A 16,362-nucleotide genomic window follows, 5' to 3' on the forward strand; every position below is an offset into this window, starting at 1 on the left:
CTTTATTTTCCAACAAGTAAATCAAAATTTGAAATAGATTTAAATTGATTTTCAAAGCTTTGTTGATTTTTGCCAAGTTTTAAACTATCAATATTGTAAATATAAATTTGTTCATAATCTCAACGACGAGCATATCTATTTTTATCTAAAAAATAAATTAAATCTTCCATAAATCAACCAAAAAATTTGTCATTAAAATCTAATTTTCTTAGCATTCCATTTAGTTTGATTTTTAAAATTCGATAACCATAACTTTCAACCTGAAAATCAAAAGATAGATTAAGTTCTTTGCTAGTTATTTTTTGTAACTTATCATTTGGTAAAAAATTCGTAAAATTCATAATGCTATAATTTTATTACTATTTATCAAATAAGCAAAAATAAAAACTAAAATTTCAAATCTAAAACTTTAATATTCTATTATAATTTTTAAACTATGAAAATTGCTATTGTTGTCGATTCTTCAACTGGATTAACACCGAAACAAGTTGAAGGAAAAGGTTGATTTTTCTTACCTTTAAGTATTGATTTAAATGGAACACAAAGACTTGATGGAACAGACATTACACCATTTGAGTTAAAAACTGCTTTAGAAGACCCAAACAATAATTTAAAGACAGGTACAACTCCTTATGGTTTGATGCAAGAACAATTACAAAATTTATCAGAAAAATATGATAAAGTTGTAGTGTTTCCAATTAGCAGTGGGCTGTCTTCGCAAGCAAATTACTTAAAAGAATTAAAAATTGACAATTTATACGTTGTAGATTCAACTAAAATTACTTGATTAATTATTATGGATCTTTTAAGATTTGAAAGGAACTTAAAAGATGGTATGGATTTTGAGCAATCTTTTGCTCAAATGAATTTTGAATATGAAGGCAGAATTCTTGTTGTTCCATATTCAACAGAATCTATTGTAAAATCTGGGCGACTCTCTCCAGCTGCTGCAGCAGTTGCCAGACTTTTTAAAATTTACCCTGTTATTAAACTAGAAAAAGGAAAATTGGAAAAAGAAGGTACTGGTCGTAATTTTGAAAAAACTCTTGTCAAACATTTCGGTGAATTAGCAGAATCTTTCAAAGATGATGAATATTTACCTGTTGTACTTCACTCATATAATTCAAATATTGATTCAATAGTTAGTGAGTTACAAAAACACACAAACAAGAAAATTTTTGTTGACATTTTACCAAATGTTGTCAATATTCACCTAGGACTTCAAGGAGTGGCTATAGGGTTTGTGAAATGTGACAAACAAGTGGAAGTTGAGTTGCTAAAAATTTATGAAAACAAATAATTACTTAGCTTGATATCGTAAATACCGTCCACAAATTTTTTCTGATGTTGTTGGACAACAATATATTGTTCAAAGTCTTAAAAATATTGTTAAAGGTCAACAATATTTTCATGCTTTTTTATTTGCAGGACCACGTGGAACCGGTAAAACATCGCTAGCAAAAATTTTTGCAAACACATTAAATTGCCAACATAAACGTGATGTATTTATGCCTTGTGATTTTTGCATCAATAATGTCAATAATTCATTAGACATTATTGAAATGGATGCTGCTTCTAACAATGGTGTAAAGGAAATTAGAGAACTAATTGATAATATTAGCACTTTGCCACAAAATTCACCTTTTAAAATTTACATCCTTGATGAAGCACATATGCTAACAACTAGTGCTTTTAATGCTTTTTTGAAAACATTGGAGGAACCTCCTCGTCATGTGATTTTTATTTTAGCAACTACAGAGGTTCATAAAATTCCAATTACTATTTTATCAAGATTACAACGCTACAATTTTTCAAAAGCCCAAACACATGAAATTGTTGATAGACTTGCTTTTATTTTGAAAAATGAAGGTGTGAAATACGAAATTAAAGCGCTTGAAAATATTGCCAAACTTAGTGAAGGAAGTTTGCGAGATGCTATTTCACTTTTAGAGCAATCTGCTATATATAGTTATGGAAATATACAGCAATCTACAGTTGAAAACCTTTTTGGTGTTACATCAAATAACAAATTAATTAGTTTTGTTAATAATCTAGCTTCTGAAAATTTAAATTCAGCTTTAAAAGATTTAAACGAAATTTTTAATCAAAACAAACAACCTCGTTTGTTTTTACATAAATTAATTGAACTTATTAAAAGTTGATTAATTTATAAATCCAATGGTTCATCTGAAATGATAACTGATTTTAGTCAAGATGAAATTAGAGAACTTCAAATTGACAAAAATTTTGCTCACAAATGTTTGCTAGTAATTTATGAAACTATTCGTGAACTTGTTTACAAAGATAATCCATTAACTTTTTTAGAAATTATGGTAATTAAAATAATTTCTAAAAAAGCAATAGAAAAAACAACTTCTGAGATACCTGCTTCAGAACCAAGTTCCTATAAAAATATAAACAAAATAATTGTTCAACCTAGCTATAAAGTTGAAGATAAAACTGAAGAAAAAATCAAAATAAACTATCAAGTTCAAAATGAAACTAGTATGTTTAGTGGTGCAAGTTGAAAAAATGATATTGAGCTAGTAGTAAACAACAAATCGGTTGAAAATACTGTGCCTGATGAGTTAAGAATAAATGAAAATTTAGATTTGGACCAGCAATTTCAAATTGATGAAAACAAACAAAATAGCAATGATTTTCAACCTATTTCAAATAGTTTTGAACAGTTTGTTGGTAAAAAAAATGAAATTGAGTTGCCTACACAAAATGCTAATCCCATTGAATCGGAGATCGAACAAGACTTACAAGAAGAGGATGATTTAAGCCAAAAAATTGAGCAACCTACTTCAAAACAAACTAATAATGATCTAGAATTCGTTCAAAAATATAAAAAAATGGAAGATGATTTATCTACAGATGAAGCAATGAATTTGATTATGCTTGGAAAAATTTTTACTAAAAATTCTCCTCAAGATTGATCTCAAATACAAGAAAAATACAAAATAGCTTTAAACACCTATGAGTTGGATGAAGATTTTAGTGATATTATTATTGTTTTAAAAAATAGTCGTTTATTATTATCTGATAAAACATTTCTTTTATTTGCGCCAACTAAACCAGAATTTTACTATGCCTTAGCAAATATAAAAAACAATGTTAATTTAAAAAAATTTATTGTTAAAGTTTTTGGCTATGCAATGCATTTTTTTGTAATAAAAAATGAAATTATGAATGAATCTATAGAGCAATTGAAAAAAATTAAAGAACAAGGAATAAAATATATCACTAAACCTTTAAAACCTATTGAGGAAAATCAAATCACTAAAGACGAAATCAAAAAAATGATTTTTAGTAAGTAACAGGTTATATTAAAATTTATTTATTTTGTTTTATAATTAAATTTTCATAGGAGATATTATGAATATTCAAAATTTAATGCGCCAAGCGCAAAAAATGCAAAAAGAAATCGAATCTAAAAAAAATAATCTTCAAAAACAAGAATTTAACTTTGAACACCAAGGTGTTTCACTCACAATGCTTGGAAATTATCAAATTAAAAAATTGACAATTGACAAAAATTTAGTCGATCCAGAAGATGTTGAACTACTTGAAGATTTTATCACCCTAGTTATTAACAATGCTGTTGAAAAAATCTCAGAAGAACACGAAAACATAATGCCAAAACAAGAAAGTTTATAAAATGTTTGGCAATGATTTTGAAAATCTAGCATTGCTAATAAAACAAATACCTGGAATTAGCAAAAAACAAGCCGAACGTATTATTCACTATTTAATTGAAATTCCTGCTAACGAAATTGAAGATTTTGTTACTAAACTTTTAAGTTTGAAACAAAATATGATTTTTTGCAAGCATTGCAATTTTTTATCAGAAAATTCTACTTGCCACATTTGTATAGATTTAGATAGATCTCACAAAGTTTTAGTTGTTGAAACTTCAGAGATTGTAACAAAATTTGAAGCTACCGACAAATATAATGGTCGTTATTTTGTCTTAGGTGATTACAATATAAAAAAATTAGAACTTCTTGAGCCTAAAATCGAACAGCTCAAAGCAATGATAAGTCCTAAAACTGAAATTATTTTGGGAATTTCATCTACTTTGAATGGGTTGATTGTCTCAAGTCATATTAGTCAACACCCAGCTTTTGCCAACAACAAAATTAGCCAACTAGCAACTGGAATTCCTTTTGGAGCCAGTATTGAATATATGGATGGCATAACTTTAGAACAAGCAATTAATAATAGGAAGGAAAATTCAAAATAATGTTTATAACCTTTGAAGGAATTGATGCTAGTGGCAAAAGTACAGTTATTGATTTATTTGCCAAATATTTAAAGACAAAATATCCTGACCGTGAAATTATTATAACTCGCGAACCGGGCGGGCACCAAGTACCTGAAGCTGAAACTATTCGTTCTTTATTACTTGATACTAAAACAAACATTTCTCCTTATGTAGAAATGCTTTTGTTTGTAACTTCAAGGAGATTGCATCTTGAAAAACTAATTTGACCAGCACTTAAAGCTAATAAAATTATTTTATGTGATAGATATATCGACTCTTCCATTGCTTACCAAGGTTTTGGGCATAACTTGGATGTTCAAATGGTTACTGATTTAAACAACAAAATTTGTGAAAATACTCAACCTAATATGACTTTTTTTCTTGATATTTCTTTGGAAAAAGCCCAAGAAAGAATGGCAAAAGCAAACTATCAAAAAGATCGCTTCGAAGAACGCCAACAAACTTTTTATAGCAATGTCATAAATGGTTATCATTATTTAGCAAAAACTAAAGAAAATTTCTTTAGTATCGAAGCTTCCAAGGATCCTCAAAGTGTTGTAAACGATATTATAAAAATTTTTGAAAAACATAAATAATAAGAGTTACTAAAATGAATAAAAATTGAATGCATTTTGTTAAAAATATCCGATCAAATGAACAAATTTTTCATTTATTACTATTAATTAGTTATCAAGAAAACTTAACATCTGAAGCTATTGATTATTTACTTCTGAATTTACCAGAAAAATACACTATTGATACATTTGATCTTGCTAGTGAAAAAGTGACACGAAATGATTTTGTTGAGTGAGTTAATAAATTATATTTCACAAATCTTGGTAAATCTAAATTTCACTTTGTTATTATCAAAAACATCGATTTAGCTCATCCATCATTAACCAATTCTTTTTTAAAAATTATTGAAGAGCCACCAAAAGGAATTAAGTTTATTTTTAGCGCCAAAAGTGAATGGAAAACCTTATCTACAATTCGTTCTAGAAGTCAAATTTTTTACTTTAATACGTTTGAAGACAAGGATGATCTCAAACAAAGTCTGGATATTTTAAGACCTAGTGATTATAATCTGTTTTTTAGTTGAATATTTTCAAATAGTAGTCAAGCTCAAAAATTTTTAGAAAATTTTAATGATCAAATTTTAGAACAAATTGAAACTTCACTAACTCAAATAGGTAAAAAAAATGCTTCTTTAATTTTGAATTTAGACAAAATAATTACAAAGGATAATGCTAATATTGCGCTTTATTTTTTAGTTTATTTTTTCCTGTCTCTTGCAACTGGCGTGTTTAATAGACTTCCATTAAGTACCAAAAAAGTTTTATACAAAATTAAAAAAAGCAACAATTATCAACAAATGAGTCTTGAAATTATAAAAACCATTGACAAATTACAACTATCACTTGGCACAAATGAAAATTTTCAAATTCAAAAACAAAATTTTTTAGTTCGCTTAAGCAAAATTATTGACAAATTTTATGAATAAAAAAATTACTTTAGTAGCCACTCCAATTGGAAACTTACAAGATATGTCTTTACGAGCCATTGAGACTCTCAAAAATTCTGACATTATTTTGTGTGAAGATACAAGAAACTCATCAATTTTATTAAATTTTTATCAAATTGACAATGCTAATTTAGTTTCATATCACAAATTTAATGAAACTAAAATGCTTGAAAAAATAGAACAATGACTCAATTTAGACAAAAATATTTCAATTATTAGTGATGCTGGAATGCCTTTAATTTCAGATCCTGGACATATTTTAGTTAATTGATGCCACAACAATAATATCGAAGTGGATGCTATTGGTGGTGGTAGTGCGATCATCAATGCTTTTGTACTATCAGGATTTCCAATTCCCTTTGTTTTTAAAGGTTTTTTTGATTCTCGAGTATCAAAAATTCAAAATCAAATTGCTAATTTAGAGTATGATAATAGCTATATTTTTTTTGTTAGTCCTCATAAATTATTAGAAGTTTTAAAGCAAATTGATTTTGTTTACAAAGATGAGTTAAAAGTTTTTTTAGTTAAAGAATTAACCAAAAAATTCCAAAAATATTTTTTGGGTTCAGCTAAACAAATTCTTGACCAAATTGGTTCTAGCTTTAAGGGCGAATATACAATAATTTTGTGTAAACCAAGCAAAATAAAAAGCAAAATAAAAATCAATAAATATCAAAATTACTCCAAAACAAACAAAACAATGTAAAATAGTATAAAATTTTTATAGATTATTTGGGAGTAAAAACGTGGAAAAAGATTATAGAATTCAAAAAATATTATTCAAAAAAGAAGAGATTGAATCTCGAATTGCAGAAATTGCAAAATGAATTGAAACAACCTATGAAAACAGTGATGAAATTGTAATTATTGGTGTTTTAAAAGGTGCAGCAGTATTCTTGATGGAGTTAATTAAACACATTAACAAAATAGATGTAAATATTGACTTCATAATTGCAAAATCTTACTTTGGTGGTTCTCAATCTTCTGGAAGTTTAAAAATTATTACAGATATTGACACAGATATCAAAGGAAAAGATGTTATTTTACTTGATGACATCTTAGATTCTGGAATTACACTAGCTAAAATAAGAGATCACTTATTGCTTAAAAAACCTAAAAGTTTAAAACTAATTCCTTTATTTAACAAAAAAGTTGAACGCAAGCATGATATTCAAATTGACTATTATGGAATTGAAGTGCCTAACCAATTTTTAGTTGGATATGGATTAGATTTTGACGACAAATTTAGAAACTGACCTTTTGTAGCTGTGTTTGACCCTAATGCTAAAAAAGGAAACAGTAATGATAAAAGTTAACAATGTTAGTTTTAGTTATCTAAATGATATGAATAAGTTGGCACTTGATAGTGTTAATGTTCATATTAAGCAAGGAAAATATTATGCAATTTTGGGCCACAATGGCTCTGGAAAATCTACATTTTCCAAGATATTGTCTGGAATTTTCAAACCTCAAAAAGGTTCTATTTTTATTGAAGATATTGAATTAACAAAAGAAAATTTACCAATTATTCGTAAAAAAATTGGTATTGTTTTTCAAAATCCTGACAATCAATTTGTTGGTGCAACAGTTGAAGATGATATTGCATTTAGTTTGGAAAACAACAATGTGGATCCTAAATTAATGCGCGATATTATTATTGATTTAGCAAAAAAAGTCAATATGGATAAATACTTATCTCGTGAACCACAGTTTTTATCTGGTGGACAAAAACAACGAGTAGCTATTGCATCTATTTTGGCTTTAAATCCTAAAATTATTATTTTTGATGAAATTACTTCAATGCTTGACCCAAAAGGAAAAGCTGATGTAGTTAAAATTCTTGATGAATTGCGTAAAGATAAAACAAAAACCTTAATTTCTATAACTCACAATATGGATGAAGCTATTTTAGCTGATGAATTAATTGTATTTGCTAAAGGTAAAATAATTGCCCAAGGTGATCCTAAAACTATTTTAAATAACCAAGAGATTATTGAAATTGCAAAAATTGATTCACCTTTTATTTACAAGTTATCTAGTGCTCTTGATGATATAGATCCTACATATAATGAGGAGGAATTGCTCAATAAATTATGACAATTAAAACAAAAAATTTAGTCAAAATTTTTGATAAAAAACTTCCAATTGAACTAAAAGCACTAAATGACGTTAATGTTACAATTAATCAGGGTGAATTTATAGCAATTATCGGACAAACTGGTTCTGGAAAAACAACTTTCATTCAGCATATGAATGCTTTAATATTGCCAGACGAAGGTGAAATTGAGTATTTTTATCGTGACAAACAAGAAATAATTACTAAAAAATTCAGCAAATTAGAAACAAACTCTTCTAATAGTGTTCAAGAAACAGCTTTTGTTGAACAACATATAGTTGTTAAAAAACCATCATTTTTCAATAGAAAAATCAAAAAAATTAAAGAGGTTAGACGTCGAATTGGTGTAGTTTTTCAATTTGCAGAATATCAACTTTTTGAACAAACTATTGAAAAAGACATTATTTTCGGAGCCCTTTCTATGGGGATCAAAAAAGATGAAGCTATTAAAAAAGCTAAGGAAATGATTAAATTAGTTGGTCTTGATGAATCATATTTAAAACGTTCACCTTTCGATTTGTCAGGAGGGCAAAAACGAAGGGTTGCAATTGCTGGAATTTTGGCAATGAATCCTGATATTATTTTCTTTGATGAACCAACAGCTGGTTTAGATCCTGAAGGCACAGTAAAAATGCTTGAAATTCTAGACGCTCTTCACAAACAAGGCAAAACCATTGTTTTAGCAACTCATGACTTGGATAATGTTTTACAATGAACTAAACGTTCATTATTTTTTAAGGAAGGTAAAGTTATTTATGATGGTGATACCTATGAAATTTTGAGCAATAATGATTTTTTGCTTGAAAATAAAATGTTGCCAACTAATTTATTAAGTTTTGTTGAAAAACTAAAAAAAATTGGTTATGATGTTGGTAAAGTGAAATCACTGAATGAATTAATTACCAAGCTTAATATTTTATTGAAGGAGAATTATGCAAATTAGTGTTGCCAAGTATGTGCCTCGTGACACGATCATCCACAATATGGATGCTCGGCTAAAAATTTTGTTCAATATTTTATTTGCTGTTTTATTTTTTGTCACCACACACTTGCTAACTGTCTTTATTTTATTAGGGTTTTCATTAGTTTTTTTCTACATAACTACAAAAAGATGGGCTCATATTTTTTTGTTGATGAAGTTGCCTATTATAATTTTTATTGTAATGGTTATTTTGTATGGTTTCATCATTGACAAAAGTAATATAGATGCCATTTTAGGAGTATCCCAAGGAGCAAATGTTGCCAAACCTGTCAAATTAGTTGGGTTGAATGAAGAAGAAACAAAAAATTTTTTATCATGATACTTAGTTAAACCAACTCATTTATTTAATAATATCAATTTTTCTATTGGTACTTTAGGAATTATGAGAGCTGGAGTTCTAGCAATTAGAATTTATGGAATGATTATTTCAACAACCATTTTAACTTATTCTACAAAACCTTTTTTACTAACTAGAGCAATAGAAGATTTAATTTGACCTTTAAAAATATTGTTTATCCCTACTCATATCATTGCAATGATTATTTCAATAGCAATTCGTTTTATTCCAACTTTATTACTTGAAGCTAGCAGAATTATGAAAGCTCAATCATCACGTGGAGTTGATTTTAAAAATGGAAAATTCACCGACAAAGTAAAATCTATGACTACTTTAGTAATTCCACTTTTTGTTCTTGCTTTTTCACGTGCTGAAGATTTATCAAATGCTATGGAAGTTCGAGGATATGATCCTTATTCAAAAAGAACAAAATATCGTAAATTATCTTTTAACCAATTAGATTATTTATTTGCCTTTATTTTTATTGCTTTAATTGTTTTAACAGCTTTAATGGAAACTAATAATATCCCTATTGATCAATTGCCGAAATTTTGACTTTACACAAACCAAAAAATTTAATTTATGGACAAAAATGAACAAATAAAAAAACAAATTTTGGACCTTCAAAAGCAAATTATTAAATGAAATAAAGAATATTTTGAAGACCAAAATCCATCTGTTGATGACCTAGTTTATGACAAAGAATTAAAAAAATTAATAGATCTTGAAAATAAATATTACTTTTTATTTTCTTTAGATGAACTCAACAACTCACCTACCAAACTTGTTGCAACAAGCTTAAATAGTCAATTTAAAAAAGTAAAGCATAGTAAACCTATGCTCTCGCTTGATAAAGCTTATGATTTTTCAGAACTTGAAAAATGAATCAATAAAGCTCAAAACATTTTGGAAAAAGAAGCTCATTGCTATGTTGAACCAAAAATCGATGGACTATCCATTGCCCTTTTGTATAAAAATGGCAAACTTATTCAAGCGCTCACTCGTGGTGATGGAGTGTCAGGTGAAGATATTACTGAAAATGCAACTAAAATTTTAGACAAATTTATTCCCAAACAAATAGACTACTCAAAAGAACTTGAAGTTCGTGGTGAGGTTTTTTTAAGCAAAACTGGTTTTGAAATCTTAAAAGAACAAAATCCAAATATAACATTTGCTAATGCAAGAAATGCAGCAAGTGGGATTTTACGTAGATTGAGTAAAACTATGTCAGGTAAAGTAAAAAATCAAGAAGATTTTTTACTTTTACAATGCTTCATTTACACTGTTGTTAATCCCGAAAAACACAATTTAAAAACAGTCTCCGAATCTTTTTCATTTTTAAAAAAGCTTGGTTTTTATACAAATAATATAAGTAAAAAAGCTAAAAATATCACACAAGCTTTTGGATTTATTAAAGAATTAAGCAAACAAAGACATGAACTAGACTACAACATTGATGGAGTTGTTTTAAAAATTGATGATTTTAGCATTTACGAGCAACTAGGACAGACTTCTAAATTTCCACATAGTGCAATTGCCTATAAATTTGAAGACCAAATTGTTGAAACAGAACTATTAGATATTTTTGTCACTGTTGGACGAACTGGAAAAATAACTTACAATGCTAAATTAGTTCCTATTCAATTAAATGGTACAACAGTCAGCGCTGCAATTTTACCAAATTATCCTTTTATTGAAAAACTTAAAATATGTATAAATTCAAAGGTAAAAGTGAAAAAAGCAGGAGAAATTATCCCGCAAATTATTGGTAGTGTTGACGAACATTTAGTCACTAATTTTGCTAAAGTTACCACTTGCCCAAAATGTAAGAATTTATTACAAGAAAGCTCAACGGGTATTGATCAATTTTGTGTGAATGAAAATTGCCCAGCTATTGTTTTGAAAAAATTAGTTCATTTTTGTTCAAAACAAGCAATGAATATTGCTACACTTGCAGAAAATAGACTTAATTCACTTTTTGAAACTGGATTAGTCAAAAATAGTTGTGATATTTTCTTTTTAGAACAAAAAATGCAAGAAATGCATAGCATTTTTGCCAAACACAAAATTAAATTACAAGCCAAATCTGTGACTAAATTTTTAAACGAAATTACAAATGCAAAAAAAACTGATTTTTATAGACTGATTTTTGCACTTGGAATTAAAAATGTAGGTTTAACAGCTTCAAAAAGCTTAACTCAATATGCTAATTCACTAACTGAGTTGAGAAATCTTGATTTTAGCAAACTTATCGATCACTATGATTTTGGGCCAGTTATTATTGAATCATTGCAAAACTTTTTTATAAATCCAAAAAATCAAGATTTTTTGAATTGCCTTGAAACAATTAATTTTGAATTTAGTACTCCTACAAAAAAAAGCGAGCCAGCTTGAGCTAGTTTTTCAATTACAGGTAAACTTTCAAAAACTCGAGATGAGTTTATACAAATTATTGAACAAGCAGGAGCAGAATTTCATTCTAATCCAACTAAAAAAACAACTTATCTATTAGCTGGTTTAGATGCTGGTTCGAAAGTTGAAAAAGCTATAAAAAACAACACAATTGTATTAGATGAAGAATCTTTTTGGGAATTAATTTCACAAAAAAAATTGGCTAAATAATTTAATAAAAACACACAAATTTAAAATCAATTGAACTAAAATAAAAGACTATAAAATATAGTCTTTTTTAATAATCTTTAATTTTTTCAAGTAAATTTAAATCTAAATTTTCTGATACTAAAAAATCATAAATTAATTTGGTAAGCTCATATTCGTAAAAATTATTATGTCCACTTGTCAACAAAATTGGCTTATTGTCATTATTTTTAAAAAAATAATTAATTTTTTGCAAAGATTTTAAAGATGAAATTACAGTTTTCAAATTAAAGTAATCTAAATAAGTTTCTCAATTAATGGTGCCAAAAAACTCATTTGTATTCGAAATGCCTTTATTTTGTTCATATTTTTTAATTTTTGCAAATAATTTTAAACTTTTTTTGTTTTTACTTTTAAGATTTTGTTTTTCAAAAATATTGTTAAAAGGAATGAAATAACCACTATGTTTATTTAAAAATTCTTGAGTAGACATTGTAATTTTATTTACTTTAATTTCACCTGTATAAAGTCAATTTAAAAACTTTATTGTAGCTTTGTTTACTTGTGGATCTTTTGACAATCCGACTATTATTGACGAACCACCTAATAAATAGGTGGGCTTTTGAAAAAAAGAGCAACTTTCAAAAACAGTTTGATTTAATGTTTCTATGTTTTTATAACTAGTAAAATTACTAATTTTATCTTTATCTTGGCCTTCACTAGCAAAATATTTTCTAGTAAAATATGAATCAACTGCATAACGCAAGCCCACACCTGTAACTAAACCAAAAATAGACCTATATTGCAATAATTCATAATTTCCTCATTGGTTTTGATAAGTTTTTAAAAATTTTATTGCACAAATATTTTTGCTATATTCGTTATTTTTAATAGTAAAACAAAAATTTTGCTTAACTTCTTTAAGTAAAATAATTAATTTTTCTCGATTTTCATAGTTATATCAATTATTTTTAATTTTAGTTTTTGATAAAAATAATTTAATTAAATTTTTTTCAGAATAATCTCACACAAAAATATTCAAATCAACAACAGAATCATTTAATAAGTGTATTTTTTCTTCAATAGGCAAAAGACCTTTAATAAATTCATTACAAATTCACATTAGCTCTTCAGTAACTTCTAAAAAATTATCTTTAATCAAAATATGTTCAAAAACTTTAGAATTTGCTGGTTTCACAAAATTTAAAATGTTATTTTTTATAGCATTTTTATTTGGATTAAAACTATTTTGGCTTTTATTATAAATTTTGTTTTTAGGACTAATTTGAGCTCCGCCATCTTTTAAAATTTTAAAAAATAAATACAAAATATCTAAATTTACTCGTGGAGCATTTATGTCCGCCACATTAAAAGGCAAATTAAAAAAACCTGAGCTTATCTCAGGATTTAATAATTTCACAATTGGATTCAAAAACAAACTTGCTTTTAAATTTGAATTATTAAAATTAAAAGCAAGTTTGTTTTTTATAAGAATATTTGCACTTCACTCATCAGCCAAAATAATGTCTGGAAGTGGTTGGTTTAAATTAATTTGGTTTTGCAAATGAAATGCAATTTCAGCTTGACTATTCAAACCATTTGAATCAGATAATTCTAATTTTACAGGTAAAAAATCAGAATCATATTTAAAAGTTTGATTGTAATAAGGTATTAAACTAGGAATTTTTGGATTTGATTTTTGTAACGCATTGATCAAGGGTCAGGTAGATTTTTGTGCAGTTAAAAAAACTATTTCTTTTTTCATACCATAACCAAGCGCTTGAGTAAATTTCTAAATAACTAATGACTTAAATTACTTTATTTTCCTTGTAATAAATTACGTTTTTTCATTCTATTTCTAATAAATCAAATTAGAATAATTGTGCAAATTGCTCAAATCATATGTCTTTTAAGACGAGCATGTTCGATATTAATATGTTGGTGATAAACATTTCCAAAAATAGCTTCTATATTACTGAGTCGGCGACGTAGTGATAAATCATAAAATAATGATAAAGCAAAAAAAACTGAGACTACCACGATAGCTGCAATGTATTCATTTGAACCTTTGTTGAGTCAATCTGGTTTAAGATTTTTGATTCCAGCAAAGGAACTGATTAAGATAATAGAAATAATTAAAGAAATACCGGTCATTCACATTGCATTTACTTCTTTTAAATTAACTTTTTTAACAAGTCAAGGAATCATTGGTGGCATTTGTAAAACTTGATTAGATGTTTCAAGTTGACTACGGAAAAGCATAATATTTTTTTTAATCGCAGAGTATTCTTGAAATGCCTTTGCCATGAAGAAGATAAACACAAGGCAAGCAAAAGCAGGCAAAGCCATAAGAGCATCATAATTTGACTTGTAAATTCAACCTTTAAATGTTGGTATTTTTTGAAGTTGTTCAAACCTTCATAATATTGTAAAAATAGCTATAACTAAAATAAGCAAAATAAAAATTGTAGCTTTAAAAGGTAAGAAAAATGTTTCACGCCCAAAAATTTTACGAACTTCTTTATTAACAAATTCTTTTCTAGCTTCATTGGCTAGGTCTTGTGGGTTTTGTTCCAATTGAATGTAATCAAAATGCTCTTTTTCAAAAGATTGTCCAAAATTTTGTTGTGGATATGGTGGTTGTTGCATGTTTGGGTATGGATAACCTCCTTGTTGTGGGTATGGAGGTTGTGGAAAATTTGGATTAGGTGCCATTTGGCTTAAATTTTGTTGTTTGTTTTTGTTTTTTCTAGAAAATAAACCCATATAAAACTCCTTATAATTTTTTATTTGTTATCATCAAAGTTGGTTTTTAAAATTGCCAAAAAAGCTTCTTGTGGCACTTCTACCACACCAAATGATTTCATTCGCTTTTTACCAGCTTTTTGTTTTTCCAAAAGTTTTTTCGTCTTGTAACATCACCACCATAAAGTTTTGCTGTAACATCTTTTCGATAAGCTTTGATAGTCTCACGAGCAATAACCTTAGAACCAATAACAGCTTGAACCGGAACTTCAAATGAATGTCGTGGAATAATTTCCTTGAGTCGTTCAGTTAAGTCTCGAGCTTTTGGATAAGCAAAATCTTTGTGGACAATCATCGATAGTGCATCAATTTTTTGTCCATTTAGTAAAATGTCTAATTTTACTAATTTTGAAACTTGATAATCTACTATTTCATATTCGAAAGAACCATAGCCTTTAGAAAGTGATTTTAGTTTGTCAAAAAAATCAAAAATGACTTCACAAAGTGGCATTAGATAAACAACTTTTCTTCTTTTATTGTCAATGTATTCTAAATTTTGGTAAATTCCACGTTTGTCTTGACAAAGTCCCATAATAGTTCCTAAATATTCATCTGGAACCAAAATAGTTGCTTGAATAAATGGTTCGGAAATTGATTCAATTGTAGAAGGATCTGGGAAAGAAGATGGATTAGAAATCTTCACAGATTCACCATTGGTTTTTTGAACAATGAATTCAACAGAGGGAGCTGTTGCAATTACAGAAAGATTAAACTCACGTTCAAGTCTTTCTTGCAAAATTTCCATATGCAATAAACCTAAAAAACCAATTCTAAACCCAAACCCTAATGCTTTAGATGAATCTGGTTGGTAAATGATCGATGAATCAGATAAAGCTATTTTTTCTAATGAATCTTTTAATAAATTGTAATCTTGTGAGTCTGTTGGATAAAAACCGGCATACATAACTGGAACCATTTTTTTGTAACCAGGTAATGGATTAATTGCTGGATTATCCACTAAAGTTATTGTATCACCAACTGCCACATCCTTGGCATTTCGAATAGATGCGGCAATTCAACCCACTTCACCGGTTTGTAAAGAATCTTTTTTAACCTCATCAGGTCTTCGAATTCCAAGTTCAATAACATGAAACCGGTTGTTATTAGACATAAATTTAAAGTGGTCACCTACTTTAATTTGCCCAGAAACAATTCTAACAAAAATAATTACACCACGATAAATATCAAAGTATGAATCAAACACTAAAGCTTGCAAAGGTTCATTAGAATTATCTTTTGGTGATGGAATATTATTAACAATAGCATCTAAAACTTTGTCAATATTTATTCCATTTTTAGCAGAAATTAACACTGCATTGTCAGTTGGCAAACCAATAACATTTTCAATTTCAGCTTTTACTGCTTCTACATCAGCTGATGGTAAATCAATTTTGTTAATAATAGGTATGATTTCCAAATTATTTTCAAGCGCTAAATAAACATTTGCAAGTGTTTGAGCCTGAATTCCTTGAGTAGCATCAACTAAAAGAAGCACACCTTCTGTAGCTGCAAGAGACCTTGAAACCTCATAAGTAAAATCTACATGGCCTGGAGTATCAATTAAGTGAAAAATGTAATCTTGATATTCAATTTGAACTGCATTTAATTTAATGGTAATCCCACGTTCTTTTTCAAGGTCCATTGAATCAAGGTGTTGTTCTTTTAAATCTCGCTTCGAAATTGTGTTGGTAAACTCTAAAATTCGATCAGCTAATGTTGATTTCCCATGGTC

15 protein-coding genes and 1 pseudogene are annotated in these 16,362 nt (G+C 27.6%); 12 read left to right on the top strand and 4 right to left on the bottom strand.

What is annotated here, in order from left to right; all coding sequences use genetic code 4:
* Positions 1-2 precede the first annotated feature (2 nt).
* A complete protein-coding gene (locus MYB_RS02545; protein WP_022935138.1) occupies positions 3-341 on the bottom strand; it encodes a hypothetical protein in 339 nt (112 codons plus the stop codon).
* A gap of 95 nt (positions 342-436) precedes the next feature.
* Between MYB_RS02545 and MYB_RS02550 the strand changes: the two genes are divergently transcribed.
* The 12 genes from MYB_RS02550 to ligA are packed head-to-tail and all read left to right on the top strand — an operon-like array spanning position 437 to position 11,849.
* Positions 437-1,300, top strand: coding sequence for a DegV family protein (locus MYB_RS02550; protein WP_022935137.1), 864 nt, complete (start codon positions 437-439; stop codon positions 1,298-1,300).
* A complete protein-coding gene (dnaX, locus tag MYB_RS03120; RefSeq protein ID WP_022935136.1) occupies positions 1,287-3,323 on the top strand; it encodes a DNA polymerase III subunit gamma/tau in 2,037 nt (678 codons plus the stop codon). The genes MYB_RS02550 and dnaX overlap by 14 nt, the downstream gene beginning before the upstream one ends.
* A 58-nt stretch (positions 3,324-3,381) precedes the next feature.
* Positions 3,382-3,663: a YbaB/EbfC family nucleoid-associated protein gene (locus MYB_RS02560; RefSeq protein ID WP_022935135.1), complete on the top strand. Its 282-nt coding sequence runs from the start codon at positions 3,382-3,384 to the stop codon at positions 3,661-3,663.
* 1 nt (position 3,664) lies between these two features.
* On the top strand, positions 3,665-4,249 hold the full coding sequence (locus tag MYB_RS02565) for a toprim domain-containing protein (RefSeq protein ID WP_022935134.1): 585 nt from the start codon (positions 3,665-3,667) through the stop codon (positions 4,247-4,249).
* On the top strand, positions 4,249-4,866 hold the full coding sequence (gene tmk / locus MYB_RS02570) for a dTMP kinase (protein ID WP_022935133.1): 618 nt from the start codon (positions 4,249-4,251) through the stop codon (positions 4,864-4,866). The genes MYB_RS02565 and tmk overlap by 1 nt, the downstream gene beginning before the upstream one ends.
* Positions 4,867-4,895: 29 nt before the next feature.
* On the top strand, positions 4,896-5,771 hold the full coding sequence (locus MYB_RS02575) for a hypothetical protein (protein WP_158419209.1): 876 nt from the start codon (positions 4,896-4,898) through the stop codon (positions 5,769-5,771).
* Positions 5,764-6,498, top strand: a complete 735-nt coding sequence (rsmI, locus tag MYB_RS02580) for a 16S rRNA (cytidine(1402)-2'-O)-methyltransferase (protein WP_022935131.1) — start codon at positions 5,764-5,766, stop codon at positions 6,496-6,498. The genes MYB_RS02575 and rsmI overlap by 8 nt, the downstream gene beginning before the upstream one ends.
* Before the next feature lie 40 nt (positions 6,499-6,538).
* The gene (gene hpt / locus MYB_RS02585) at positions 6,539-7,108 is read left to right on the top strand and encodes a hypoxanthine phosphoribosyltransferase (protein WP_022935130.1); all 570 of its coding nucleotides are present in this window, start codon (positions 6,539-6,541) and stop codon (positions 7,106-7,108) included.
* Positions 7,095-7,910 (top strand): energy-coupling factor transporter ATPase, encoded by an 816-nt coding sequence (locus tag MYB_RS02590; protein WP_022935129.1) that lies wholly within the window; start codon positions 7,095-7,097, stop codon positions 7,908-7,910. Before hpt ends, MYB_RS02590 begins: the two co-directional genes overlap by 14 nt.
* Complete coding sequence (locus MYB_RS02595; RefSeq protein WP_022935128.1) at positions 7,886-8,851, top strand: ATP-binding cassette domain-containing protein; 966 nt, start codon at positions 7,886-7,888, stop codon at positions 8,849-8,851. Before MYB_RS02590 ends, MYB_RS02595 begins: the two co-directional genes overlap by 25 nt.
* Positions 8,841-9,806: an energy-coupling factor transporter transmembrane component T family protein gene (locus MYB_RS02600; RefSeq protein ID WP_022935127.1), complete on the top strand. Its 966-nt coding sequence runs from the start codon at positions 8,841-8,843 to the stop codon at positions 9,804-9,806. Before MYB_RS02595 ends, MYB_RS02600 begins: the two co-directional genes overlap by 11 nt.
* 3 nt (positions 9,807-9,809) lie before the next feature.
* Positions 9,810-11,849, top strand: coding sequence for an NAD-dependent DNA ligase LigA (gene ligA / locus MYB_RS02605; RefSeq protein WP_022935126.1), 2,040 nt, complete (start codon positions 9,810-9,812; stop codon positions 11,847-11,849).
* A gap of 67 nt (positions 11,850-11,916) precedes the next feature.
* On the opposite strand, the gene MYB_RS02610 is transcribed toward ligA, so the two are convergent.
* The 3 genes and pseudogenes from MYB_RS02610 to lepA form a co-directional block, all read right to left on the bottom strand.
* Positions 11,917-13,590: a hypothetical protein gene (locus MYB_RS02610; protein WP_022935125.1), complete on the bottom strand. Its 1,674-nt coding sequence runs from the start codon at positions 13,588-13,590 to the stop codon at positions 11,917-11,919.
* A 53-nt stretch (positions 13,591-13,643) separates the two neighbouring features.
* Complete coding sequence (locus tag MYB_RS02615) at positions 13,644-14,591, bottom strand: MSC_0882 family membrane protein (RefSeq protein ID WP_022935124.1); 948 nt, start codon at positions 14,589-14,591, stop codon at positions 13,644-13,646.
* A gap of 20 nt (positions 14,592-14,611) precedes the next feature.
* Positions 14,612-16,344, bottom strand: a pseudogene (lepA, locus tag MYB_RS02620) (translation elongation factor 4).
* Positions 16,345-16,362 lie beyond the last annotated feature (18 nt).

This window comes from Mesomycoplasma bovoculi M165/69 (genome assembly GCF_000524555.1).
Classification (GTDB): domain Bacteria; phylum Bacillota_I; class Bacilli_A; order Mycoplasmatales; family Metamycoplasmataceae; genus Mesomycoplasma; species Mesomycoplasma bovoculi.